Origin of the sequence: Robertmurraya mangrovi (genome assembly GCF_034427655.1) — a bacterium.
Taxonomy (GTDB): domain Bacteria; phylum Bacillota; class Bacilli; order Bacillales; family Cytobacillaceae; genus Robertmurraya_A; species Robertmurraya_A mangrovi.
In genome coordinates this window covers 77,295-102,821 of the sequence record NZ_JAXOFX010000006.1, presented here as the reverse complement: position 1 = coordinate 102,821, position 25,527 = coordinate 77,295, and the positions used below count along the sequence as shown (strand labels likewise).

Annotated in this window: 19 protein-coding genes, 1 pseudogene and 1 other annotated feature; of the genes and pseudogenes, 12 read left to right on the top strand and 8 right to left on the bottom strand. The window is 39.4% G+C overall.

Annotation, left to right across the window (positions count from 1 at the left end):
• Positions 1-5: 5 nt before the first annotated feature.
• The 5 genes from SM124_RS11220 to SM124_RS11200 all read right to left on the bottom strand — a co-directional run bounded on the left by SM124_RS11220 (position 6) and on the right by SM124_RS11200 (position 5,975).
• The gene (locus SM124_RS11220) at positions 6-1,019 is read right to left on the bottom strand and encodes an oligopeptide/dipeptide ABC transporter ATP-binding protein (protein WP_322446612.1); all 1,014 of its coding nucleotides are present in this window, start codon (positions 1,017-1,019) and stop codon (positions 6-8) included.
• Entirely contained in the window at positions 1,012-1,983 is a 972-nt protein-coding gene (locus SM124_RS11215) for an ABC transporter ATP-binding protein (RefSeq protein WP_322446611.1), read from the bottom strand. The genes SM124_RS11220 and SM124_RS11215 overlap by 8 nt, the downstream gene beginning before the upstream one ends.
• A gap of 12 nt (positions 1,984-1,995) precedes the next feature.
• Complete coding sequence (locus SM124_RS11210; RefSeq protein WP_322446610.1) at positions 1,996-2,853, bottom strand: ABC transporter permease; 858 nt, start codon at positions 2,851-2,853, stop codon at positions 1,996-1,998.
• A 9-nt stretch (positions 2,854-2,862) separates the two neighbouring features.
• Positions 2,863-3,831, bottom strand: a complete 969-nt coding sequence (locus tag SM124_RS11205) for an ABC transporter permease (RefSeq protein WP_322446609.1) — start codon at positions 3,829-3,831, stop codon at positions 2,863-2,865.
• Between the two features lie 83 nt (positions 3,832-3,914).
• Entirely contained in the window at positions 3,915-5,975 is a 2,061-nt protein-coding gene (locus SM124_RS11200; RefSeq protein ID WP_322446754.1) for a prolyl oligopeptidase family serine peptidase, read from the bottom strand.
• A gap of 451 nt (positions 5,976-6,426) precedes the next feature.
• Here SM124_RS11200 and SM124_RS11195 point away from each other — a divergent pair, with 451 nt between their 5' ends.
• Entirely contained in the window at positions 6,427-7,476 is a 1,050-nt protein-coding gene (locus SM124_RS11195) for a DmpA family aminopeptidase (RefSeq protein ID WP_322446608.1), read from the top strand.
• A gap of 195 nt (positions 7,477-7,671) precedes the next feature.
• Here SM124_RS11195 and SM124_RS11190 read toward each other — a convergent pair whose 3' ends face one another.
• The 3 genes and pseudogenes from SM124_RS11190 to SM124_RS11180 form a co-directional block, all read right to left on the bottom strand.
• Positions 7,672-8,379, bottom strand: a complete 708-nt coding sequence (locus SM124_RS11190; RefSeq protein WP_322446607.1) for a DNA alkylation repair protein — start codon at positions 8,377-8,379, stop codon at positions 7,672-7,674.
• 222 nt (positions 8,380-8,601) lie between these two features.
• Positions 8,602-9,995, bottom strand: a pseudogene (locus tag SM124_RS11185) (PQQ-dependent sugar dehydrogenase).
• A 288-nt stretch (positions 9,996-10,283) separates the two neighbouring features.
• Positions 10,284-10,901, bottom strand: coding sequence for a GntR family transcriptional regulator (locus tag SM124_RS11180; protein WP_322446606.1), 618 nt, complete (start codon positions 10,899-10,901; stop codon positions 10,284-10,286).
• Between the two features lie 321 nt (positions 10,902-11,222).
• Here SM124_RS11180 and garR point away from each other — a divergent pair, with 321 nt between their 5' ends.
• The 11 genes from garR to SM124_RS11125 all read left to right on the top strand — a co-directional run bounded on the left by garR (position 11,223) and on the right by SM124_RS11125 (position 25,526).
• Positions 11,223-12,116: a 2-hydroxy-3-oxopropionate reductase gene (gene garR, locus SM124_RS11175; protein WP_407691400.1), complete on the top strand. Its 894-nt coding sequence runs from the start codon at positions 11,223-11,225 to the stop codon at positions 12,114-12,116.
• Positions 12,116-13,543, top strand: a complete 1,428-nt coding sequence (locus SM124_RS11170) for a four-carbon acid sugar kinase family protein (protein WP_322446752.1) — start codon at positions 12,116-12,118, stop codon at positions 13,541-13,543. Before garR ends, SM124_RS11170 begins: the two co-directional genes overlap by 1 nt.
• Before the next feature lie 106 nt (positions 13,544-13,649).
• Entirely contained in the window at positions 13,650-14,993 is a 1,344-nt protein-coding gene (locus SM124_RS11165; RefSeq protein ID WP_322446605.1) for a GntP family permease, read from the top strand.
• 206 nt (positions 14,994-15,199) lie between these two features.
• Positions 15,200-16,429 carry a GGDEF domain-containing protein gene (locus tag SM124_RS11160; RefSeq protein ID WP_322446604.1) on the top strand — a complete coding sequence of 410 codons (1,230 nt, stop codon included), beginning with the start codon at positions 15,200-15,202 and terminating at the stop codon, positions 16,427-16,429.
• 528 nt (positions 16,430-16,957) lie between these two features.
• Positions 16,958-17,207 (top strand) — a binding site (T-box leader).
• A 138-nt stretch (positions 17,208-17,345) separates the two neighbouring features.
• The gene (gene ilvE / locus SM124_RS11155) at positions 17,346-18,245 is read left to right on the top strand and encodes a branched-chain-amino-acid transaminase (protein ID WP_322446603.1); all 900 of its coding nucleotides are present in this window, start codon (positions 17,346-17,348) and stop codon (positions 18,243-18,245) included.
• A 23-nt stretch (positions 18,246-18,268) separates the two neighbouring features.
• Positions 18,269-19,993: an acetolactate synthase large subunit gene (gene ilvB, locus SM124_RS11150; RefSeq protein ID WP_322446602.1), complete on the top strand. Its 1,725-nt coding sequence runs from the start codon at positions 18,269-18,271 to the stop codon at positions 19,991-19,993.
• Positions 19,990-20,220: an ACT domain-containing protein gene (locus tag SM124_RS11145; protein WP_322446601.1), complete on the top strand. Its 231-nt coding sequence runs from the start codon at positions 19,990-19,992 to the stop codon at positions 20,218-20,220. Before ilvB ends, SM124_RS11145 begins: the two co-directional genes overlap by 4 nt.
• A 14-nt stretch (positions 20,221-20,234) precedes the next feature.
• The gene (locus tag SM124_RS11140; protein ID WP_322446600.1) at positions 20,235-21,224 is read left to right on the top strand and encodes a ketol-acid reductoisomerase; all 990 of its coding nucleotides are present in this window, start codon (positions 20,235-20,237) and stop codon (positions 21,222-21,224) included.
• Between the two features lie 141 nt (positions 21,225-21,365).
• On the top strand, positions 21,366-23,033 hold the full coding sequence (ilvD, locus tag SM124_RS11135; RefSeq protein WP_322446751.1) for a dihydroxy-acid dehydratase: 1,668 nt from the start codon (positions 21,366-21,368) through the stop codon (positions 23,031-23,033).
• 24 nt (positions 23,034-23,057) lie between these two features.
• The gene (gene ilvA, locus SM124_RS11130; RefSeq protein WP_322446599.1) at positions 23,058-24,320 is read left to right on the top strand and encodes a threonine ammonia-lyase IlvA; all 1,263 of its coding nucleotides are present in this window, start codon (positions 23,058-23,060) and stop codon (positions 24,318-24,320) included.
• Between the two features lie 171 nt (positions 24,321-24,491).
• On the top strand, positions 24,492-25,526 hold the full coding sequence (locus tag SM124_RS11125; protein WP_322446598.1) for an ABC transporter permease: 1,035 nt from the start codon (positions 24,492-24,494) through the stop codon (positions 25,524-25,526).
• Position 25,527 lies beyond the last annotated feature (1 nt).

Below are 25,527 nucleotides of genomic sequence, written 5' to 3'. Positions count from 1 at the left end.
ATGCTCTATTCCTTTTCCGGAATATAAGGGCAACTAACTAAATGATCATTGCCAACGTCTATATAATCGGGATACTCTGTTTTACATGAGTCCCGTCTTTGGAAGCATCTCGAATAAAAATAACATCCAGGTCCTGTATTAATAGGGGTTGGTGGCTCTCCTTTAATGGGAATTACTTCTCGTTTTTCAAAAGAATCATCAATTCTAGTGAAATTGGAAATTAATGCTCTCGTATAAGGATGTTGTGGATTGTGTAACACATCATCCGTTGAGCCCATTTCAACGATTCTTCCAAGATACATGACCGCAACTCGATCTGAAATATACCGAGTAGTGGTAATATCATGGCTGATGAATACTAAGGCAGTGTTTTGTTTTCGAGTAAGATTGACTAGTAGATTGATAATATCCGCACGTATGGATACATCTAGCATAGATACGGGTTCATCAGCAACTAGAAATAATGGGTCTAGCAGCATGGAACGTAGTATAGATATTCGTTGCAGCTGTCCTCCTGATAGTTCATGTGGGAAACGAAATAAAAAGTCTTTGGCTGGACTCAACCCTGCCTTTTCCATTACATCAATACACATAGACAAACGTTCTTCATGATTTTTCCCGATATTGTGTAGCTTCAGGGTCCCCGTAAGAATCTTAGCGATGTTGAACCTCGGATCAAAGGTATCAAAGGGGTTTTGAAAAATGATTTGGGCAGTGCGGTAAAATTTCAATCTATCTTTCTTGTAAAGCTCTTGAGCAGATATTCCATTAAAGCTAATGGTACCTTTTGTCGTATTTTCTAGGTTAACTAAAAGTCGTCCTAGGGTAGACTTTCCACAACCGCTTTCACCGATAATACCTAGAACTTCTCCTTTTTCCAGAGAGAAGCTTATACCATCCACTGATTTAACAAGGGCATTTCTATCAGCTTTATTTTTGGTAGAGAGCATATTATTTCTTTGCTTATAATGCTTATAAACATTGTTTACTTCGATTGCTTTTGTAAGTTGGTTAGTCATCCAATTCACCTCCTATAAGGTGACAAGATATTTTGTGCTCACCAGGTAAAGCCACTTCTGAAGGGAGTTTTTCCCTGCATATGTCCATGACATGTTCACATCGATTCGCAAAAACACAGCCTTTCATAGGGGAACTTAAGTCTGGTAGGGAACCAGGAATTCCACGAATATTATTTTTTTCACCCGTAAAGGAAGGCAATGATTCTAGTAATCCTTTTGTATATGGATGTTTTGGGTTTTTTAGAACATCTTTTACTAACCCTGACTCGAGGATATGCCCTCCATACATCACTACCACTTTCTTACAACTAGAAGCCACAACGGACATATCGTGAGTAATCATCATACGAGTGGTATTGAAGTTCTTTTCTAGCTCCATAATGTTTTCTAGTATTTGGCCCTGTGTCACTACGTCTAAGGCAGTGGTTGCTTCATCAAGTATTAATAGTTTTGGATTATGCATTAAGCTAATGGCAATCGAGACCCGCTGAAGCATCCCGCCGGACAATTCAAAAGGGTAAAGATTATAGACTCGTGGTGGTAAATTAACCATTTCTAATAAATCAATCATTCTATTTTTTATTTCTTTTTTAGATAGTTGTTTATCATGAATTTGAAAAATATCTACCATCTGAGATCCTATTTTATGAACAGGACTTAGAGCATTCATAGCCTTTTGGAATACAACGGCAATTTCTTTCCATCTCTTTTTTGTTAATTCCTCATCAGACAGTTTGAGAAAATCCTTTCCGTTTAGATAAACTTCTCCTTCCACTGTTGCGATTCGATTTGGAAGTAGTCGTAAAATAGCCATGGCTAAAGTAGATTTCCCTGAACCAGACTCGCCAACAATTCCAATTGAATCTTGTTCATTGATAGAAAAATTCACCTTGTTTACGGCGGTAATTTGTTTGTTTTTTGTCTGATAAGTAACATTTAAGTTTTTTACTTGCAAAATGGGCAATTTATCCACCTCCTATGAATGATTGCTAAGTTTAGGGCTAAGAACACGATTGAGACCATCACCAACAAGATAAAAGGCTAACACAGTGAATACGATACAAAGTCCTGAAAAAGTAGAAATCCACCAAGCAGTAGTTAAATAGGAACGACCATCACTTACAATTTGCCCCCAACTTATAACATTTGGATCACCTAAACCAAGAAAACTTAGGCCAGATTCAATAAGAATGGCAGCAGAGATATTCATGGTCGTATTAGAAATGATAGGGAAGATCCCATTAGGAATAATATGTTTAAATAACACTTGTCTCTTACTTTCTCCAATAGCAAATGCACTTTTTACAAAAGTTCGTTCTCTTAGGGACATGGCCTGGGCTCTCATTAACCGTGCGTTACCCGTCCAAACGGTGAGTCCGATAACCAATATGACATTAATGATGCTACTACCATATAAGGCAACAATGATTAGGATTAAAAAGAAGGTAGGAGTTATGAAAAAGATATTCGTAATCTCGTTCAAAAATCGATCTGCTTTTCCACCGTAGAATCCTGCAATACCACCAAGAATTGTTCCTATTAAACCTGAAATAAGAGCAGCAATGACGCCGATGACTAAAGAAGTCCGAGCTCCATATACAATCATGCTAAACATATCGTGACCCAAACCATCTGTGCCTAGTAAATGGCTTTTACTAGGTGGAGACACGGTGTCATTGCTTAATGCATAAGGATCATAAGGAGCGATAATTGGAGCAAAAAGCGCGATAACTAACAATAACCCTAATAGAATCAATCCGTATTTAAGTTGAGGAATATCATTAATGATTTCTAGTTTTCTTTTAAACTTAATAAGCATCTTTTCATCCCGCATAGAATCACCTCATTTTTTATATCGAATTCTCGGGTCTATAAAAGCATATACAACATCTACAATAATCATGGTGATTACGACTGAAATGGAAAGAACTAGATAGATTCCCATTAAGAGAGGATAATCTCTCCTCATGATGGCATTTAACATTAATTGACCCATCCCTGGCCAAGAAAAGATAATTTCAATAATGGCTGCACCTGTAACAATAAACGCTAGAGTAATACCAAAAACAGTTACAGTAGGTAAGATGGCATTTTTAAACACGTATTTTCTAAAAATTTGATTCTCTTTCATTCCAGCTGCTTTAAAAGTAGTAATAAAGTCCTCTGACATGACTTGAATAACAGAAGAACGGGAGATTCTAAAATAATACGGAACACTAATAAGAGTGAGAGCAGTCATTGGTAAAATAGAATGGTATAAGACATCGAAAAGGTAGGCCACTCCTGTATAACCTTCACGCAGATTCGTCATTCCCGCAGTTGGGAAAATAGGTAACCATGAAGAGAATAGTAAAATTAACATCATTCCTAACCAAAATGTAGGCATGGAGTCAAAGATATAAGAAATTCCATTTAAAGTGACATCAATTTTAGAACCCATACGTCTTGCACAATAGATTCCTAGTAGACTACCAATAATCACTGAGAGTATGGCAGAAGTGAGGCATAAAAAGAGCGTTGCAGCTAACCGATCAATGATAATTTTAGTGACAGGTTCGTTACTTAATATCGATTCGCCAAGGTCTCCACTTAATAGTGTTTTAATATAGGAATAGAACTGTACCATGATCGGTTGATCTAATCCGTATTTTTTCTGTAAAGCTTCTATCATTTCAGGAGAGGGAGCTTCCTGGCCAGACAGCATAGAGATGGGATCTCCTGGTGCCAAATGAATAATGGAGAAATTTAAGAATATAGAAACAAAAATGATAAGGGTTCCTGTTAAAATTCGTCTACCGATATATTTAGACAAGTGATTACCTCCAAGCCCAATGATCTTCCTTAACTTCAACCCGTTTATTTAGAATAGAAGAGGAGGTCGTTACTCCTCCCGTGTTAATTTCTTAAGTGCAAATGAGATAGAAAAGTATAAATATCAGTGAACTCATCAATCTGCTTTTTAACCGGTTTTCCTACTCCATGTCCCGCATCCTTCTCCATGCGTAAAATAACTGGATTTTTACTATCTGAAGCTTGCAAGGCTGCAGCAAATTTCATTGCATGAGCAGGAACGACCCGGTCATCGGTATCTGCTGTCGTAATTAAAATAGGAGGGTAGGAAACTCCTGTTTTTACATTATGATAAGGAGAGTAAGCCAATAGTGATTGAAACATTTCAGGATTTTCTTCAGCACTTCCATACTCAGAAATCCAGAACCTACCAACTGTGAAAGTATGGTATTTTAGCATGTCTGTTAGAGGGACTTGACATATGACCGATCCAAACAATTCAGGACGCTGCACCATACAAGCGGATACAAGTAAGCCTCCATTGCTCATCCCTAACATTGAAAGTTTAGATGATTCTGTGTACTTGTTTTCAATTAACCATTCAGCAGCAGCAATGAAATCGTTGAATACATTTTGTTTGTTTTCGCGCATGCCTGCCTTATGCCATTCTTCTCCAAATTCTCCGCCACCTCTAATGTTTGCAAGTACGACCATGCCACCATCTTCTAACCACTTCTGATAAAAAGGGGAATGGAATGGCGAATTACATCTACTAAACCCTCCGTAAGCGGTTAGGATCACTGGATGAGTAGTCTCTTTGTTTAAATGTTTATTTGCTGTAATAAACATGGGTATTTTGGTGCCGTCTTTGGATGTATAAAATACTTGATTTGTTTCAAATGGAGAAGCCACATTATTCTTACTTTTTTGAGAGAAAACCTTTGTTAGTTTCTCTAGGGTAAAATCATAATGATAAACGGTGTTTGGCTCAGTAAAAGAGGTGTAACTTATAAACAATTCAGCACTATTAACATTTCCAAACACTTCATTAATGGAATCGTTGATGATAACCGAACCCATTCCAGGAAGCGGGATGTTTTTTATATAAGAACCGTCTAAATCGAATAGTTCTAATTGGTGGTAGGCATGATGCAAGTAACATAAAACAAGCTGATTATTGATGATACGAGCTACTTGTAGAACGTCCCTTTTTTCAGGGATTACCTCTTGCCAGTTATTACGGCTTGGCTCGTTGATGTCAATGGCAATCACCTTTCCCATAGGTGCATTTTCATTTGTGTAAATATAGAATAATGTGCCCTTGTTGCTGAGGAATGTGTAAGTGGCATCTTCGTCATCTAATAGTTTTATGATTGGACTATCATTATGTAAATCTTTGTAATACAGTCGGTTTTTTACCCCGGAACCATTCCATCCTTTAATAATTAAATAGCGACGATCTTCAGTAAGGAATGAATCAAATGCTAACTCTTTTACATCAGGACGTTCAAAGATTAGTGGATCTTCCGATTGTTCCGTTCCAACTTGATGCCAATATAACTTGTTATAGTTATTTTGATCTTCTACATTAACGGTTTTTGGATCTGGAAAACGATTGTAATAAAAGCCTTTTCCTGTTTCATCCCAAGTAATGCAAGTGAATTTGCACCATTTTATTACTTCATAAAATTCCTTCCCCGTGTGTAAGTCTAGAATTCTTATTTCTTCCGAGTCACTACCATTGAGTGATGTTGCATAGGCTAATAAGGAGCCGTCTGCATTAAATGCTAATTTTGTTAACGCTATTGTTCCTTTCTTGCTAAATGAATTTGGATCAATGACAGTTTCGAACGTTTCGGTCTTTAAATCCTTTGTCCTGTATAAAATATCTTGGTTTTTCAATCCTTCGTTCATAGTAAAGTAGTAATAGTCTCCATGTTTTTGTGGAGGAGAAAATCTGGAGTAATTCCATAGCTTGGTTAGCCTGTCCTTAATGGGTTGTTGATCAGATAGGGTTGAGAAGTACTCCTTCGTTCTCTCAGTTTGTTCCTCTAACCATCGTTTCGTTTCCTCTGAACTAGAATCTTCAAGCCAACTAAAAGGATCCGACACTTCTGTTCCGTGATAATGATTAATGGATTGAATTGCTTTTAATTTATTATTCATGTTCAAATGTCCCTCTCCCGTCACTAAATTTACTAAAAATAGATTGAATATTCAGAATATAAATTACAAAAAAATATTAACGAATTTATAAACACGTATTGATTCATATAATAGTAGATGTTAGCATGAGTCTTTTTGTTTGAAGTATTGAGATAGAGAAACATTGCTATCCTTATCAGTTTATTAAGAGTTTTGAAATGCTTTTTAAAAAGTTATGTAAAAAATTTCTTGAATATGTTAATTTTTACATATGTAAATCAACTAATACATTTGTTTTTTCCTGAGAGACAATCGATAATCTATTATTTTTTTAACATACTAGGAACCACTTCAAAATATATAGATACAAGGATGGAACGTATGTAATTTTTTTAAATGGATGGCCCACATAAGTTATCAAGATAAAACTAGTCTTTTAATAATTTTACAAATAACGATTGCGGAGGAATTTATGAAGTTACGAGAGTACGGTATTGAGATAGGAACCTTACCAACTGGCAAAAAGAACTGTATTACGGATGTTATCGGAGTTAAGGTTGGACATGTTACCTTAGATTATCCGATAGATGAATCGGGAGATGAGTATGCGTGTACAGGTGTAACAGCAATTCTTCCGCATGGAGGGAATCTATTTAAACAAAAGGTAACTGCGGCAAGTTATGTATTAAATGGGTTTGGAAAAACAACCGGGCTAGTTCAATTGAATGAATTAGGCTTAATTGAATCTCCTATTATGCTAACAAATACGTTTGGTGTTCCCTCTGTCACTCAAGGAACATTGCAATACATGTTAGAAAACAATCCTGAAATAGGTGATACAACAGGAACGATTAATATAGTGGTAGGGGAATGTAATGACAGCTATCTTAATAGCATTCGCTTATTCCCAGTAAAACCAGAACATGCCATTGAGGCCATCATGAAAGCTTCCAGTAATCAAGCAGAAGAAGGAGATGTTGGCGCAGGAAAAGGAATGGTTTGCTTTGACTATAAAGGAGGAATTGGCTCATCTTCACGAGTAGTGAATAGTGGGGAGAACGGAGAATACACGGTTGGGTGTATGGTGCTAAGTAATTTTGGAGATAAAGAAGAATTTCAATTCCAGAGGTATTTTAACCAAGTAAACTCAAACTCTACTACTTTATCCAAATCAACGGATGGCTCAATTATCATCGTGTTAGCAACAGATGCCCCATTAAGTGATCGACAACTACTAAGAGTAGCAAAACGATGTGGAATTGGCTTAGGGAGAACAGGTAGTCATTATAGTCATGGAAGCGGAGATATCATCCTTGCATTTTCAACCGCTCATCTTCATCCACATGTATCAAACAACAGTGCAATTGCTCATCACCAACTCAGAGAAGACCATCCTGTCATGAACCAACTCTTTGTAGCTGCTGCAGAGTCAACCGAAGAATCAATCCTAAACTCCATGACTCAAGCCAAAACCACAAAGGGGAGGAGGGGGACTATTGTAGAGAAATTGCCTTTCTTATAAAACTTATAAAAGACGCTTATTGTTTGTGGATATAAGGAACCCCAAATTAGACGACTAAATTAATCACTGTTTATTCTCGACGAAAAAACACCCTTCATTAGTATCAAAAATTTGATACAGAGGGTGTTTTTTCATTGTTTCAATTCTGTTGAGACGAGGCCGCAGTAGAAATCCCTTGTAAATTAATTTCCTTTTTTAACAAATACAAGTTTTCCGTTTCACACCAATTTTATCACGGTCTGCTATTTTATTAATATAAGGAACGGCGAGAGGTACTTTACACGCGGTGTTACCCATATTGACATGAACTTTACCGATCGTTTCAGCGACTCTAATGGCTTCATCGTGTAAGTCTTTTACATAGGCTCCTACACTAATGACAAAGCCATTCATACAATAGCGGACCCGGTTCTTTTCTTGATGAATGGTGGTTTCAGCTCTATGAAGAAGGGCACGTACTTCTTCTAAATCGAGTTTTTCATCAGGGGTGATGGATAAATAGTTGGCATATGTGCTCCAGCCGGCAACTGCAGTCATCTCTTCATCTGATTCCATCCATTTACGTGCAAGTTCCAGAGCATACGGACTTTCAGCGGCTACACCTGCAACAGTATATTCCGCAAGCATATACCAGTTTGCTTTTTTTACCCAATTTTGAAGGGTTTCTTTTGTCATTAACTTAGGGTTAACAGACAGTCCTGCTAAATACATAGCATCAGAATTTCCCGTATCATATAATGCCAAAGCCAACTCTTGGTCTTTTTTGACATACTTGACGAGCTTTTTTAAATCTCCAACCTTTACTCCAAACAGGTTTTCACTCGCCCCATGATTCATAAATATTTTTTTCGTTTGCTCAGAACCTAGCTCAGCAAGCTTTTCCATTATTTCCTCAACGTTCATGTACAACCTCCAGTATGATATTTTTATTATTTTACCATCTATTACCTAATAGTGGTACAGTATTCATCACTATGTTATTGAGGTTGCAAAATTAGATGCAATTGAACAATTGAAGAGAGAAAAGGTTGGGTGGGGGGAATTACACTAAAAGGACAATTTTCATTACACAAAATTGTCCTATATTTGTTTTTAAAGAACCAGCTGAGATGCTCTTAAGTTAAATTACGGAATAATCTCAAAAATAGTCCCTTGATTGTAATCTGTCACCCTTAAAGACTTATATACTCCTAAATAGAGTTTCGTTTGGGTGAGATTCGTTCCTAAACCAACGTAATGAGCTGGATCCGATCCAAAATGGTAATCCGTTTCGATTACATGAAAATCACTAAGTTTGCCGTCTAATCTTACCCGTGAATGAGCTAACACTCCTCTAGCTGGAGACTGAGATTCACTGCTACGGAAAATATCAGTAAACACAACGCTTCCAAATAAATCGGGTATTTCATTACCCATATATGGTTGAACTCCTGTAAGAGCGTTTCCTTCAAATTTTCATCATGAAAATAAGTAGTGAGTGGGGGAATGCGATTAACTGAATGGCTGACTGCTTCATTGTAAAAAGCGATGACCTTTTTATTATCAATCGTAGAATTTTCTGGGCAGTCGCTCATAATGGACGTAGGAAAAGCACCTTCCCATGCTCGCCAACCAAAGTCAATCAAGCTCGGAGAATTCATCAAACGAGTCCGAAGAAGGTCCTTAGCTGGTAAAGGTGTGTAGTTAACGAATGAAAAAATTGACTCGGCTAGATCCTGACCGACATTTCCCACATGTTTGATATACTGATTATAAACCTTTTGAAATGCAATGCCTGGGATATTTCGAACTCCTTTAGCCATGATTGTAATTGTATCCAGTATAGAAGAAGGGAGCTCATCAAAGCGGCTGACGGCGGGCGAATCATCGAAAAAGGTATTTGAAGCTACGTCGATTTCAAGTATTTTACCCGCTATTTCCATGTCATCATGAGCTAAATTAAATGGATCATAGCCTGATCCTCCATCCCCGGTTGTTAAAACTAGTTTTCCTGTTTCAGGAGAGAAATTTAAACTATTAAAACCGTTATGATTATAAAATGGTCTCTTTAAGTTTAATAAAGTGCGTCGTCTTACTGGCTGACCATTCGATTGTAAGACCCATTCTTCAACCGTATCCATATGGTCGTATTGAGTTTCTCTATTCTCCCAACGTAGCTGTAAGGTACTAGAGTCACAAGGGTCTGGTTTAAAAGAACCTGAAACAGAAGTGCCTGGACCTTGTGTCCCAGCTACTGAATAATGAAGATAAAACAGACCATTACTCTGAAAAAAAGGATGAAATGCCACTCCTAGTAAACCACGTTCATCATACCCACTATCTCTACCTAATTTTATGATACGCGAACGAATATCTAAAAAAGTGAACAAATTGCCATTTCTAATACAAAATAATTCTCCTACTTGAGTCGCAATAAATAGACTTTCCTCAGTGTCACCGGGGAAGATGGTTGTTTTTATCACAGTGGGTAAGTTTATATTTGAAACAATCGGCCGTAAACGAACCTTCACCTTTTCCAACTCATAACCACTCCTTCTATAAGATTTCTCTTATAAAAGTATGTTGAGAACCGTTCAATTTAGTACTCGGGTCGGAGGGACAGGTTCCTTGTCCCAGGAATATAATGGGAATACGACAGGGAGGGAAGTCATTAGAGGGCTGTTTGGAAGATCTGTACGATTGACACCACGACACCATTGTTCATTAAGTAAAGGATTCTTTTTCAATAATTTAAAAAGGCCCAATTAGCGGTTAAACCTACTAAATTGGGCCTTTTTGTTGTTTTCAAGTACGTTACAATCTCATCCTCACCGCTTCATCACATGCAAACAAAATTCAAGATCTTCCTGTATATGCTCTTTCATCAAACGTTCCGCTTCATCCCCTTGATGAGCAAGAATCGCTTCATAGATTTCTTGATGTTCATCAATCAGGAATGGACGGTTGTGGTAGACAACGGTTTTTCGAAATAAGTAGATGATGGATTGCATTCGCTCAATTGTATCAACCATAACAGGGTTATTCGTTGATTTTACAATGAGGTCATGGAATAATTCGTTCGCTTCCATGATTTCCTGTGGTTCACCGGTTCGAGCAATGTCGATGCAGTCTTTCAGCTTCTTTAAATTCTCTTCGCTCATATAAGTAGCTGCTGATCGCGCAGCAAAGCCTTCTAATAAAATTCTGACCTCAAAATAATGACGAAGGTCCGTATCAGTTGGATTAACGACCCGTTTTTGTTTAACGAGTCCTTCTTGTTCAAGCTTTCGAATGGATTCACGGATGGGCGTCCGGCTAACTCCTAGCTCTTCCGCTAATTTCTCCTCGATTAGCTTCGTTCCTCGCTCTAGCTCGCCGTTTAAGATTTTATCTCGAATATATTCATATGACTGCAGATAGGCTAGCTGCGGTGCTTTCTTTTCCATGAAAAAATCGACCTCATTTTACAGACTCTTTACTAAAAGTTCTGACTTATTTGGGTTTCTTAAAAAGAAAGCCCTTTCTTTAAAGTATAGAACGATAGCCCTCTATTTAAAAGTTTTATTTTATTTTGTATACATTTTTAAAATTTTTGTATACAAAAATAAATATTTTGTGTACAATTGGTGACAAGTTAGTGAAAGCGTTTTTATTACAAAGCTTAATATCTCAATTTGTAGAGCTTTTTAACAAAATTTAAATTGGCATTAGGTTTTTTACAATAACAACAATCATTTTGCCAAAACAGCATAATTGGAGGGATTCATATGAAACTCGGATTTATCGGTCTGGGAATTATGGGGAAACCCATGACACAAAATTTATTAAAAAATGGTTATGAAGTAACTGTTTATGATATCAATCAAGCGGCGGTAGAAGAGCTTATCGGTCAAGGTGCTAGAGGTGCTAAAACTCCACGTGAAGTGGGAGAACATAGCGAGATTATTTTTACGATGCTTCCAAAGGGAGAACATGTCATTAGTGTGGTCCTTGGTGAAAGCGGTGTCATTGAAGGAGCGAAGGTAGGAGCCATCGTTGTAGATATGAGTTCCATTTCTCCGGTTCAATCGAAAGAAATTGCGGATGCACTAGCGGCTAAAGGCATGCACATGCTAGATGCCCCTGTTAGTGGGGGAGAGCCGAAAGCGATCGACGGTACACTAGCGATCATGGTGGGCGGTAAGGAAAACATATTTGAAACAGTCAAACCAGTCCTACAAAGTATGGGACAGGACATTACGTTAGTGGGGGATCATGGCTGCGGGACTACGGCGAAGCTTGCGAACCAAATACTAGTGAATGTTCATATCGCAGCAATGTCAGAGGCACTGATTTTAGCTTCTAAGGCGGGAATTGACCTAAAGAAAATGTATGAAGCGATTCGCGGAGGTCTTGCAGGTAGTGCCGTTCTTGATGCAAAGGTTCCTTTAATTCTTGAAAGAAACTTTGTTGCAGGCGGACGAATCGATATCAATGCGAAGGACTTAACGAACGTAATGGATACAGCTCACTCGATTGGTGTTCCACTTCCATTAACAAGCCAGGTTCTTGAAATGTATCACTCGTTAATGGCAGAAGGAAAAGCAGGAGACGATCACGGCGGATTAATCCAATTTTACGAAAAACTTGCGAATTTTGAAGTAAAGGGTGATAGCAAGTGATGAAATCATTAAAAGTGGATGAACTTTCTTTCTATCCTGCTATTAATGAGGAAAAAGTACAACAGCTTTGGTCCGAAGTAAGGTCGGCTTTTACTCATAAAATCATTGTCTTAGATGATGATCCAACTGGTGTTCAAACGGTTCATGGCGTGTCTGTTTATACCGATTGGAATGAGGATACGATTGAACGAGGATTTCTAGAAGACAATCAACTATTCTTTATTTTAACGAACTCAAGGGCGTTTACAGCGGCGGAAACCGAACAAGTTCACCGTGATATTGCCGAACGCTCTGAGAAAATCGCTCAAAAATTGGGTGCTCCTTACCTGATTATTAGCAGGGGGGATTCCACCCTTAGAGGACATTACCCACTTGAAACCGAGGTTCTTCGCCATACAATAGAAGCTTCGAGCGGTGTAAAAGTAGACGGTGAAGTGATTCTCCCATTTTTCAAAGAAGGTGGAAGATTAACCGTTAACAACATCCATTATGTACAACAGGATGAAACCCTTGTACCAGCTGGGGAAACGGAATTTGCTAGTGACCGCACCTTTGGTTACCAATCAAGCCATTTAGGTGAATGGGTGGAAGAGAAAACAAAAGGTGAATTTTCAAAAGAGAGCGTGACTTATATTTCGCTCGAATCCATCCGAAATTTAGAGATCGACACTATCGTTGAACAACTGATGCAGGTTCGCGATTTCGGTAAAGTGGTTGTTAATGCTTTGGAAGAGTTAGATGTTAAAATCTTTACAACAGCACTCATTCTAGCGATTCAAAAAGGAAAACGATTTGTTTTCCGTACAGCGGCTACGTTCACGAAGGTCATTGGAGATATCTCCTCACGCCCATTATTAACTAGGGACGAACTCATTAGTGAGGAACAAGAACATGGCGGATTGGTGATTGTCGGTTCACACGTACAAAAGACAACCGATCAGTTGAAAGAATTGCAAACGCTATCAAACCTTCATTTTATCGAGTTCGATGCTCATCTTGTGTTAGATAAGGAAGCCTTTAAAGAGGAAATTACAAGAGTTCAAAATGAAGCTGAACAAACGGTCGCTAAAGGAATTACAACGGTCATCTATACGAAACGAAAACGACTTGATCTTGGTGAGGGAATGGAAGAAGAGGAATTAAAGCTTTCAGTTGAAATTTCCGATGCGGTCACTAGTATTGTTCGAAACTTCTCCATCCGACCTAATTTCTTAATAGCAAAGGGCGGAATTACGTCTAGTGATGTGGGTACGAAAGGCTTATGCGTTAAACGTGCAACGGTCGCAGGGCAAATTGCACCGGGAATTCCTGTTTGGAAAACGGGGGAAGAAAGCACATTCCCTTACATTCCATACGTAATCTTCCCGGGTAACGTTGGAGCCGTTACTACATTAAAAGATGTGGTGTTAACATTAGAAAATAAATAAACAAGTTAGAGTAGGGTAGTCCCTTAAAAGGGGAGGGTCTATTCTGCTTGATTACTAGAAGCTTTTATACAATAGTATTTTTTTAAAATGAAGGGGGAAATCGGGAATGATTACAGGCAATATGTTAATTGTAGTTTTCATTTTAGCTTTAGCTGCACTATTTTTCTTAATCTTAAAATTAAAAGTTGAACCGTTTTTATCATTAATTGGGGTGGCATTTTTAACAGCACTAGCAATTGGGATGCCATTAAGTGAAGTCGCTGCTACCGTCACACAAGGATTTGGTAACACATTGACCGGCGTAGGGATTTTGATTGGACTTGGAGTAATCTTTGGACAATTCCTTGGGGCTTCAGGTGCGGTTGAAAAAATTGCCGCTGCCGTATTAAAAGTGTTTGGAATCAAAAAATCTCCAGCAGGACTTGCATTAACGGGTACAGCTGTTTCTATCCCAGTATTCTTTGATGCAGCGTTCGTTATTTTAAGTGGACTAGTAAAAAGTTTATCAAAGAAAACAGGAATTTCAGTTATTTCATTCGTAACAGCACTTGGTGTAGGATTAATTGTTTCTCATAACATGATTGCGCCAACTCCTGGACCGCTAGTTGTAGCAGAAAATACAGGAGCAGAGCTTGGTTTATTCATTCTTTATGGAATTCTTGTTGCGATCCCAGCAACACTTGTGGGTGGGTATATCTACGGATTATTTATCGGTAAACGTATCAATCATTCAGGTGAAATTGAAGAAATCGAAGTAGACAAAGAAGATTTACCGAAAAAAGAAATTAGTACAGGACTTAGCTTTTTCATGCTAGCTCTTCCAATCGTTCTTATTCTAGCTAACACAGTATCTAAATTGGTGTTCCCAGAAACGACTCTATCAAACGTTTTAGGCTTTGTCGGTGAGAAAAACGTTGCTTTACTTATAAGTGTAATCGCTGCCATAGTGCTATTAAGACCTTATATTGCAACACCGAACAGCAAGCTTTATTCAGAAGCAATCAACTCAGCAGGTATCATCATTTTAGTTACAGGTGCGGGTGGTGCTTTTGGAGCGGTTATTAACAAAAGTGGAATCGGTGACTTTTTAATTGAAACGATGCAAAGCTGGAGTATCCCAGTATTATTACTTGCTTTCATTTTCTCACAAATCCTACGTGCTTCCCTTGGATCTGCAACAGTTGCCCTTGTAACGACATCTAGTATTCTTGGACCTATGACGGCTGAATTAGGAGTTTCTCCAATCCTACTTGGTCTAGCAATCTGTGCGGGAGGAATTGGTCTATCACTTCCAAACGACTCAGGTTTCTGGGTTGTGAACCGCTTCGGTAAGCTAACAGTCGTTCAAACGTTAAAAGCATGGACACTTGGTGGGTTCATCGCAGGTCTTACTGCAATCATAACGGTGTTAATTTTAAGCTTATTCTCTGGGATTCTACCAGGGCTGTAAAAATGAAGGAAGAGTATCTGGTCATAGACCGGGTACTCTTTTCTTTTAATAACGGAAAAAATCTTAGATAACAGAAACTAGTTAGAAAATTAAAAATATTGGCGAAATATGATATAATAAATTAAATACTAAACCATTAAATTGTTATGATATTATTATAATATAATATTTAGAATCGGCATTTGGGTACAGTAGGGGGGATTTCGTTGAAAAAGGAGTTTGTTTATAAAGTTCTACTCTTTTTATTGGTCATAATGATTGCTTTCTTCGGAGATAGAGTGGAATTAGACACAAAGAACATATTCTTGGCCCTCTTATTGTTTATTCTTTTTTCTATCGTTAATTACCATTTGAGCATTCAATCAGAATTAAAAGGGGTAAATACTGCATACGCGATTAATTATGGAATTGCTGTTGCCATTTATACAGGGCCTATTGGGCTTCTCCTATACGAGATAGTACATAATCTATTGATTCTATTCATGAATATATGGAAAAAGAGGGCGAATGACCGGCCTTATTTATATACTTTTTATAATATCACCACGTTTTCGGCTGCCAACCTAGTAGCCTATTATTTATATCTCTTTTTATGGCCTGAATTATCCAGTATTCCATTCGGATTCTGGATTACTTTTACCATCATTGCAGTAGTATCAACCTTTACCTCCGACACCATTATGCTAGTCTATTTCTGGCTGATTAAAGAAATTCGTACACTAAAAGATGGGATTCAATTCTATCATTATTGGAACCTCTTCGATATAGGAAAAACTATTTTGGCAAACGGTTTATTATTCGTATTTCTACAGCAACAGCAGTGGCAATACTTAATCGGACTGATGGTTCTAAACTATTTTGTGAATCACTCGATTATCATGAAGACAAAAAATTTGCAAGATAAGATGGAGAGAGACCAGTTCGAGGTACTGGCCTATAAGGATGCTCTAACAGAAATCCATAATCGTGCTTTTATGGATAAAAAGATTAAGGAGTTATCCCTTTTAGGTGAAACGATGGGGATTGTTGTCGCCGATATTGACCGTTTCAAAATGATTAATGATACTTATAACCACGCGATCGGTGATGAAGTGCTCAGACATTACGCCAATTATTTAAAAAGCTTTTTAAAAGAGGATGACTTTCTTTTTAGGAGCGGTGGGGAAGAGTTCACCTTATTCTTAAGGAACCGTACTTATGAAGAAGCATACGAACTACTTGAACAACTCAGACAGGAGCTTGAAAAGGAAAGCGTAGAGGTTGATTTTAATGGGATGGAACATAACATTACATATACATCCTCCTTTGGGCTCTTCTACCATACTTTTTCAGGTCCTTTAACGATTGAAAAAGGGTATATCCAAGCAGATAATCTACTCTTCCAATCTAAGAGATTAGGTAGAAATCGAATTACGGGAGAAAACGGATTGGTTTAACTCTTTAGTAGTGTTTTTTATTATATTAGTATATGGTTTTGTTGGTGAAACAGGAATCTTAGAAAAGGTTCCTGTTTTTTTACTCTTTTATTTTTTTTTGAAAAAACCGCAAAAAAATCTCTTGACATTTAGAAAAAGTCAAATCTATAATAGGCGTAACATATTTGAACTGCGAAGAAGAGGAAAGTAAATGATGAAGAGAGTTTCAGAGAGCTGCCCCTAGGCTGTGAGGGCGGTAACGATCGAATCATGGAAAATCACCTCGGAGCGGCGCTTGCGAAAGGGTAACTGAGTAGAGAGCGACGGGTTCGTCTCCGATAACAGGACGGGAGTCTGATAGGACTTACAAAGCTTATATTTCGTGAGGAGTATAAGGAAGCTGAGTGGTAACGCGAATCTCTCGCCTCAGCAATCAAAGCTACATTTGTGTAGTCATTGATTGCTGAGGCGAGAGATTTTTTTGTGCCAAGAATATTTATGTATAAATTTTCCATGCTTAACAAAATGTATTTGAGAATAAAGAATAGTATGAATGCAAAGAAGAGGAAAGTAGATGATGGAGAGAGTTTTCAGAGAGCTGCCCCTAGGCTGTGAGGGCAGTAACGATCAAATCATCGAAGATCACCTCCGAGCAGCGCTTGCGAAAGGGTAACCGAGTAGTGAGCGACGGGTTCGTCTCCGGTAACAGGACGGGAGTCTGATAGGACTTACAAAGCTTATATTTCGTGAGGAGTATAAGGAAGCTGAGTGGTACCACGAATTATCCCTCGTCTCAGCAATGGATAGCTACAACTATGTAGTGAATCGATTGCTGTGACGAGGGATTTTTTATGTCTTGAGTCAGAATATGACAAAAAATAATTGGTCTCAGCAATTGATTATCGAATGACCCAAAATTTTAAAGGAGTGACGTAAGTTGAAAAATCAATACATCTACATGAATGGAGAAATGGTGGAGAAAGAAAAAGCGGTGGTATCGGTTTATGATCACGGTTTTTTATACGGAGATGGGGTGTTTGAAGGCATTAGGAGCTATGGAGGAAATGTTTTTTGCTTAGAAGAACATCTGGTACGCCTTTATGAATCGGCTAAATCGATTTTACTAACAATCCCGCTGTCAATGAAGGAGATGGAGCAAGCCGTTTTACAGACGTTGCAAACCAATGAGTACGCTGATGCCTACATTCGGTTAATTGTTTCCCGTGGAAAAGGGAATCTAGGGCTAGACCCTAGTGGCTGCGAGAAACCAAGTGTCATCATTATCGCTGAACAGTTGAAACTGTTTCCGCAAGAATTTTATGATAATGGCCTTCATGTGGTTTCGGTTGCCACACGCCGCAATGTGCCGGATGCCCTCGATCCTCGGATTAAGTCATTGAACTATTTGAACAGTGTGCTCGTGAAATTGGAAGCAGCTCAAGCAGGTGTCTTAGAAGCACTAGTCCTGAACCAGCAAGGCTATGTTTGTGAAGGATCAGGAGACAACGTCTTTATCGTTAAAAATGGGAAAGTGATTACACCGCCGGCTTATGTTGGGGCACTTGAAGGGATTACACGAAATATTGTGATGGAGCTTTGTGAACAGTTAGGCATTCCGTGTGAGGAACAGCCTTTTACGCGCCACGATGTGTACGTAGCAGATGAAGTCTTTTTAACGGGAACAGCTGCTGAGGTCATTCCAGTCGTTAAGGTCGATTCCAGAGAAATCAGTAATGGAAAACCGGGAGAGATGACAAAGCAACTGATAGAACAATTCCGAAAACTAACGTTGGAAAAAGGAGTACGTGTTCCTGGATTAGCCGGACAACCCGCTTAACAAAAAAAGAAAGGAGAAGAGTAATGGAGGCAAAACACGCTTCATATGAGGAAGTTGTTTTTACAGAAACAAGGAAAGTAACAGGTGCTGCACATGTCATTCAAAGTTTGGAAGAGTTAGGTGTAACTACGGTATTTGGTTATCCGGGAGGAGCGATTCTACCGATTTATGATGCCTTATATGGTAGCAACCTTCAACATATTTTAACCCGGCATGAACAAGCGGCCATCCATGCGGCGGAGGGATACGCGAGAGCCTCAGGCAAAGTTGGGGTTGTTTTCGCCACTTCCGGTCCTGGGGCAACGAACTTAGTAACCGGTTTAGCCGACGCACATATGGACTCTACTCCCTTAGTGGTGATTACAGGGCAGGTGGCTAAATCACTCATTGGTAAAGATGGTTTTCAAGAGGCGGATGTGGTTGGAATCACGGTTCCCGTTACAAAACATAATTATCAAGTAAGAGACATTAAACAGCTGTCACGTATCATAAAAGAAGCCTTTTATATCGCGACGAGTGGCCGACCGGGACCGGTTCTCATTGATATTCCAAAGGATGTACAAAATGATTGGGTTACTCATTTTCATACAGGAGATTTGTCTATTCCAGGTTACGAACCGAAGCCAGAACCGAATAAACAGCAAATTGAAATAGTAGCCCAAGCGATTTCAGAAGCCAAACGGCCGCTCCTCTATATTGGAGGAGGCATTATTCACGGAGAGGCATCAGAGGAACTTTTAACATTTGCAAGGAAAAATCATATTCCTGTTGTGTCCACTTTAATGGGACTCGGGGCTTTTCCAGCGGATGATCCACTGTTCTTAGGAATGTTAGGAATGCACGGTACATATGCGGCAAATATGGCTGTAACGGAGTGTGACTTGCTACTAGCTTTTGGTGTTCGATTTGACGACCGGGTAACAGGAAAGCTCGAGCTTTTCTCCCCTCAATCTAAGAAAGTCCATGTGGATATAGATCCGGCAGAATTTCATAAAAATGTAATGGTGGATTATCCAATTAGATCGGATGTGAAACAAGCTTTGCAACTGTTGTTAGAAATGTCCACCCAGGGTCAAACAGATAAGTGGCTAAAAGAGGTCAAAGACTGGCAAGAGGAATATCCACTTTCCTATGAAAACAAAGAGTCAGAGCTAAAACCGCAGTTTGTGATTGACCTAGTTAGTGAATTAACGAAGGGTGAAGCAATCGTCACAACTGAAGTGGGCCAGCATCAAATGTGGGCGGCTCATTTCTATAAAGCAAGGAACCCGCGTACATTCCTAACTTCAGGCGGGTTAGGAACCATGGGATTTGGCTTTCCAGCAGCAATCGGCGCCAAGCTAGCAGCAGAAAATAAGCTGGTTATCTGCCTAGCGGGTGATGCGTCCTTTCAAATGAATATTCAAGAACTACAGACGATTGCTGAGAACCAGATCCCTGTAAAGGTATTTATCATCAATAACCATTTCCTCGGAATGGTCAGACAGTGGCAAGAAATGTTCTACGACAACCGATTATCTGAATCAAAAATCGGGTCACCTGATTTTGTTAAGGTCGCAGAAGCTTATGGGGTAAAAGGATTACGTGCTAAAACTCCAACGGAAGCAAAGCACGCGATGCAGGAAGCCTTTCTTCACCAAGGACCTGTTGTTGTCGACTTCCATGTTGTGGAGGAGGAAAATGTATTCCCAATGGTTCCTCCCAATAAAGGAAATCACGAGATGGTTATGAAGAGGTGGGAGGAATGAATCAAACATTCTCATTAGTGGTTACAAATGATCCAGGCGTGTTATTACGGGTAAGCAGTGTTTTTGCACGGCGCGGATATAATATTTCTTCTTTACACTTAAATGAACAAGAAATGAAAGAAGTTTCACAAATGAAAATTACGGCGGCGTGTACGGAATCAGAAGCCATACTGCTCGTCCGCCAGTTGAACAAATTGATTGATGTACGACAAGTCGAAAAATTATAGGGAGTTGGAGAAAGATGAAAACATATTACGATAAAGATGCTCAGCTAGAGGTATTAATGGGGAAAACCGTTGCAGTTGTTGGATACGGCTCACAAGGCCATGCTCAAGCAAAGAATTTACGTGACTCTGGTGTAAAAGTAGTCGTTGGTGTACGCCAAGGGAAATCCTTTCAGCAAGCCGAACAAGACGGCTTTCAAGTGATGTCTGTTGAAAAAGTGGTTCAAACAGCGGATGTGGTACAAGTTTTGCTTCCTGATGAGCAACAGGCAAAAGTATTTCGAAAAGAAGTAGAACCACATTTACGTGAAGGGCAAATGTTGCTTTTCTCTCACGGTTTTAATGTTCATTTTGGACAAATTCAAGCTCCAAACTATGTTGATGTGGCCATGGTCGCACCGAAAAGTCCAGGGCACCTTGTCCGCCGGGTGTTTAATGAAGGGAAGGGGGTTCCAGCACTAGTGGCTGTCCATCAGGATGCAACAGGAAGTGCCCTTGATGTGGCGCTAGCTTATGCGAAAGGAATCGGCTGTACGCGTGCGGGTGTCATTGAGACTTCATTCCAAGAAGAAACAGAAACTGATTTGTTCGGTGAGCAGGCGGTCCTTTGCGGAGGCGTTACGGCTCTTGTAAAAGCTGGTTTTGAAACGCTGACCGAAGCGGGTTATCGCCCGGAGATTGCCTATTTCGAATGCTTGCATGAATTGAAGCTGATTGTTGACTTGATGTACGAGGGTGGTTTAACAGCCATGCGCCATTCCATTTCCGATACAGCTGAGTTCGGTGACTATGTAACTGGCTCGAGAATGGTTACAGAAGAGACGAAAAAGGAGATGAAACAAGTTCTTAAAGAAATTCAACAAGGAGAATTTGCGAAAAAGTGGATTTTAGAAAATCAGGCGGGACGTCCAACGTATTATGCGATGAAAAAAGCCGAACAAATTCATCCGCTTGAGGAAGTGGGCTCACAATTACGGGAGATGATGAGTTGGATTAAAGAAGCATAATGCAATGAACGCAATATAGTACAAAACCAAAATGCAATAAACTCAATGTAGTACAAAACCATAATGCAAAGAACGCAATGTAGTACCAAAGCTAAAACCAACGAAAAAGAGAGATTTCAATGATGAAGGGAAATGGTTGAGATGAGAAGCGACAAAATTAAAAGGGGATTTGACCGGGCACCACATCGTAGTTTACTGAAGGCGACTGGATTAAAGGATGAAGATTTTGATAAACCATTTGTAGCGATTTGCAATTCTTTTATTGAAATCATTCCAGGTCATATGCATCTAAATGAGTTCGGCCGCCTTGTGAAAGAAGCAGTTAGGGAGGCGGGCATGGTTCCATTTGAGTTTAATACGATTGGGGTAGATGATGGAATTGCGATGGGGCATATTGGAATGCGTTATTCGCTACCGAGCCGTGAAATCATCGCGGATTCAGTCGAAACGGTGGTCAATGCTCACTGGTTTGATGGGATGATTTGTATTCCAAACTGTGACAAAATCACACCGGGTATGATGATGGCGGCGATGAGAGTCAATATTCCAACCGTTTTCGTTTCTGGAGGACCCATGGCTGCGGGGAAAACGTCAAAGGGTAAAGTCGTTGATTTAAGTTCTGTGTTTGAAGGAGTTGGAGCCTATCAATCTGGGAAAATCTCAGAGGAAGAATTAAAGGACATTGAAGATCATGGATGTCCTTCCTGTGGTTCATGCTCAGGAATGTTTACGGCAAATTCCATGAACTGTTTATGCGAAGTATTAGGGCTTGCACTCCCTGGTAATGGAAGCATTTTAGCAACCGATCCGCGAAGGAAAAATCTAATCAAACAGGCTGCTGAAAAGCTAAAGTTATTAATCGAGAAAGATATTAAACCTCGTGATATTGTCACAAAAGAAGCGATTGATGATGCATTCGCACTGGATATGGCAATGGGAGGTTCGACCAACACGGTCCTACATACGTTGGCAATTGCCCATGAAGCGGGACTTGAGTACGATTTGAGTCGGATTGATGAAATTTCACGTCATGTTCCCCATTTATGTAAGGTTAGTCCTGCTTCTAATTGGCATATGGAGGACATTGACCGCGCTGGTGGTATTAGTGCAATTTTAAAAGAGTTAAGTAGAAAAGAAGGAACTCTTCACCTTGACCGCATCACGGTTACAGGTCACACACTCAGAGAAAATATCGCGGATGCAGACATTCAAGATCGAGAGGTCATTCATACCCTAAATAACCCACATAGTCAGGAAGGTGGCCTTCGTATTCTGAAAGGAAACCTGGCCAAAGACGGGGCGGTTATTAAAAGTGGTGCCACTTCCGTGAAGCGATTTGAAGGACCATGTGTTATTTTTCACTCGCAGGAAGAAGCGCTTGCTGGAATGATGCTCGGCAAAGTACAAAAAGGAGATGTTGTCGTCATTCGTTATGAAGGCCCAAGAGGTGGACCGGGAATGCCGGAAATGTTGGCACCGACATCTGCGATTGCAGGAATGGGATTGGATGCCGATGTCGCTCTGTTGACGGACGGTCGCTTTTCAGGTGCATCAAGGGGAATTTCTGTGGGACATATTTCACCAGAGGCAGCAGCAGGAGGGGAAATCGCCCTTTTACAACAAGGAGATATCGTATGCATTGATGTGGAAGAACGTCTTTTAGAAGTAAAAGTCAGTGAAGAAGAACTAGAAAAACGCCGACAAGAATGGAAAAGGCCAAGTCCAAAAGTCAAAACAGGCTGGTTAGGACGTTATGCGGCAATGGTCACATCAGCGAATACAGGCGCAGTACTCAAAATGCCAGAGTAACTTTAATAATAAGGAATGATTGAAATGGTTCAAGGTACGAAGGAGAGAGTGAAGCTTGAAGATGTCCTGATGGCACATAATCGGCTAAAGGATATTGTTCTTAAAACGCCGCTACAACGGGATCCGAATTTATCGGAACAATACGAATGTGATGTTTATGTGAAACGAGAAGATTTGCAAATGATTCGTTCGTTTAAAATCCGCGGTGCTTACAATTTTATTCGGAATTTATCCGAGGAGCAGCTACAAAATGGGGTGGTGTGCGCAAGTGCTGGAAATCATGCACAAGGAGTGGCATACACCTGTCACTTATTAAAGGTGGAGTCGAAAATCTTTATGCCAACGACGACCCCGAAACAGAAAGTGTTACAGGTTGAACGTTTTGGGGGAGAGTTTGCTGAAATTATTTTAGTCGGTGACACCTTTGATACCGCCTTTCAAGAAGCACAGCGTTATTGTGATAAGCATGGTAAGACCTTTATTCATCCATTCGACAATTCATCCGTAATCGCCGGTCAAGGTACAGTCGCTGTTGAAATCAATAATGATATCGATAAACAAATCGATTACGTATTCACCGCTATTGGAGGTGGTGGGTTAGCATCGGGGATCGGGACATATTTTAAGGGTGTGAGTCCTTCCACTAACATTATTGGAGTGGAACCAGCTGGTGCTGCTTCAATGAAAGAAGCTTTTAGACACGGGAAAAACGTTGAGCTAGAAACGATTGATCCATTCGTGGATGGAGCAGCCGTTAAACGAGTCGGAAATCTTACTTTTGAGATTTGTAATGAAGTATTGGATGACATCGTAGTCGTTCCAGAGGGAAAGGTTTGTACAACCATTATAGATCTGTATACAAAAAATGCCATCATTGTCGAGCCAGCTGGTGCTTTGTCCATTGCTGCCTTAGATTTTTATAGAGAAGAAATTAAAGGGAAAACGGTTGTTTGCATCATAAGCGGCGGAAATAATGATATTGATCGAATGCAGGATATGAAAGAAAGATCCCTTATTTACGAGGGGTTAAAGCATTATTTTATTGTCGAATTCCCACAGCGCTCAGGTGCACTGCAAGAATTTCTCGTTAAAGGCTTAGGCAAGGATGATGATATTACAAGGTTTGAATATATTAAGAAAAATAATAAAGAAAACGGACCAGCCCTCGTCGGAATTGAACTGAAAAATAAGGAGGGGTATGAGCCACTCATTTCTAGATTCAACCAGAACCACATTCGATATATAGAGTTGAATAAAAACCCGGTGTTATTTAGTTTATTAATTTAATAATTTGAGTGAAATCCGCCAGCTAATCATGCTGGCGGTACCCCTAATAACCCGCTTCTCCTTACATTCCACTACCCAGTTCCAACGAAACAACCAAATGTAAAGAACTGTTCATCCTCCGTTCATATTGAAGAGGTATTCTTACAATATAAAATTAGGGGAGGAATAAAGATGAATCTCGCATGGAAGGAAATGAAGAAAAATAAAGTAAGGTTTTTAATTCTAGGTGGAATTATTTTTCTCATTAGCTTGCTAACGTTTATGATATCTGGTTTGGCCAATGGTCTATCACAGGATAATGCTTCATTAATTAAGGACTTACCAAGCGGATATTTTTACATGGATGAAGATGCAGAGGAAACCTTTAATCTTTCGCGAATCGATTCAAGTGTCCAGGAAAAATGGTTAGACAAGCAGAAGGATGGGGTTGGACTGTCCATTCAAATGGGTTTCCTGAATGATGAGAATAACAAACAACAAAGCGTGGCTTTTGTTACCTCCACACCATCGACATTGTTTCCAGATGTTCAAGCAGGTGAAATTCTATTGGATCGCTCTATGGAAGCCAAAGGGGTAAAAGTGGGAGATATTTTAACAAACCATCAATTTCAAGGGGAGTTTGTTGTTAAAGGATTTGTTGACCAAAAGAAGTTCAGCCATGCCCCTGTTGCTTTTATTCATATCGATAACTACAAAGAGATCTATCGAGTCAAGGAAATGCAATTAATGTTCTTCCCAGGAATGGAGCAAGCAGAGAAAAAAGCTGGCTTACAAGCATTTACGAATAAACAGTTTCTTCAGACGATTCCAAGTTATAACGCTGAACAACTGTCTCTAATTATGATTATTTGGTTTTTAGTCGTTATTAGTGGAATGTTGTTCGCCATTTTCTTTTATATGATGAACGTCCAAAAATTGGGATTGTTCGGTATATTAAAAGCCATTGGATTAAAAACAAGTGACTTATTCAAAATGATGTGGACTCAAATGTTAATGATTACTGTCCTAGCACTAGGATTAGCTGTCATCATTAGCCAAGGTTTTAATCAAATCGCACCTAAAGGAATGCCATTTTATCTAACAATTGAACATACGACCCTCTTGTCCATCGTTTTTATCTTAATCGGATTTATGGGAGCTACACTTTCAGGCATCCAAATTAAAAAAGTGGAACCATTACAAGCGATTCAACAAGGAGAGGTGTAAC

What these genes read in the sequence shown, in the direction of transcription:
- SM124_RS11195 (WP_322446608.1), top strand. Translation starts at nt 6,427, where the DNA reads ATGAAGTTACGAGAGTACGGTATTGAGATAGGAACCTTACCAACTGGC.
- SM124_RS11170 (WP_322446752.1), top strand. Translation starts at nt 12,116, where the DNA reads ATGAAATCATTAAAAGTGGATGAACTTTCTTTCTATCCTGCTATTAAT.
- SM124_RS11190 (WP_322446607.1), bottom strand. Translation starts at nt 8,379, where the DNA reads ATGAACGTTGAGGAAATAATGGAAAAGCTTGCTGAGCTAGGTTCTGAG.
- SM124_RS11180 (WP_322446606.1), bottom strand. Translation starts at nt 10,901, where the DNA reads ATGGAAAAGAAAGCACCGCAGCTAGCCTATCTGCAGTCATATGAATAT.
- SM124_RS11200 (WP_322446754.1), bottom strand. Translation starts at nt 5,975, where the DNA reads ATGAATAATAAATTAAAAGCAATTCAATCCATTAATCATTATCACGGA.
- SM124_RS11145 (WP_322446601.1), top strand. Translation starts at nt 19,990, where the DNA reads ATGAATCAAACATTCTCATTAGTGGTTACAAATGATCCAGGCGTGTTA.
- ilvD (WP_322446751.1), top strand. Translation starts at nt 21,366, where the DNA reads ATGAGAAGCGACAAAATTAAAAGGGGATTTGACCGGGCACCACATCGT.
- ilvA (WP_322446599.1), top strand. Translation starts at nt 23,058, where the DNA reads ATGGTTCAAGGTACGAAGGAGAGAGTGAAGCTTGAAGATGTCCTGATG.
- SM124_RS11125 (WP_322446598.1), top strand. Translation starts at nt 24,492, where the DNA reads ATGAATCTCGCATGGAAGGAAATGAAGAAAAATAAAGTAAGGTTTTTA.
- garR (WP_407691400.1), top strand. Translation starts at nt 11,223, where the DNA reads ATGAAACTCGGATTTATCGGTCTGGGAATTATGGGGAAACCCATGACA.
- SM124_RS11165 (WP_322446605.1), top strand. Translation starts at nt 13,650, where the DNA reads ATGATTACAGGCAATATGTTAATTGTAGTTTTCATTTTAGCTTTAGCT.
- SM124_RS11210 (WP_322446610.1), bottom strand. Translation starts at nt 2,853, where the DNA reads ATGCGGGATGAAAAGATGCTTATTAAGTTTAAAAGAAAACTAGAAATC.
- SM124_RS11140 (WP_322446600.1), top strand. Translation starts at nt 20,235, where the DNA reads ATGAAAACATATTACGATAAAGATGCTCAGCTAGAGGTATTAATGGGG.
- ilvB (WP_322446602.1), top strand. Translation starts at nt 18,269, where the DNA reads ATGGAGGCAAAACACGCTTCATATGAGGAAGTTGTTTTTACAGAAACA.
- SM124_RS11220 (WP_322446612.1), bottom strand. Translation starts at nt 1,019, where the DNA reads ATGACTAACCAACTTACAAAAGCAATCGAAGTAAACAATGTTTATAAG.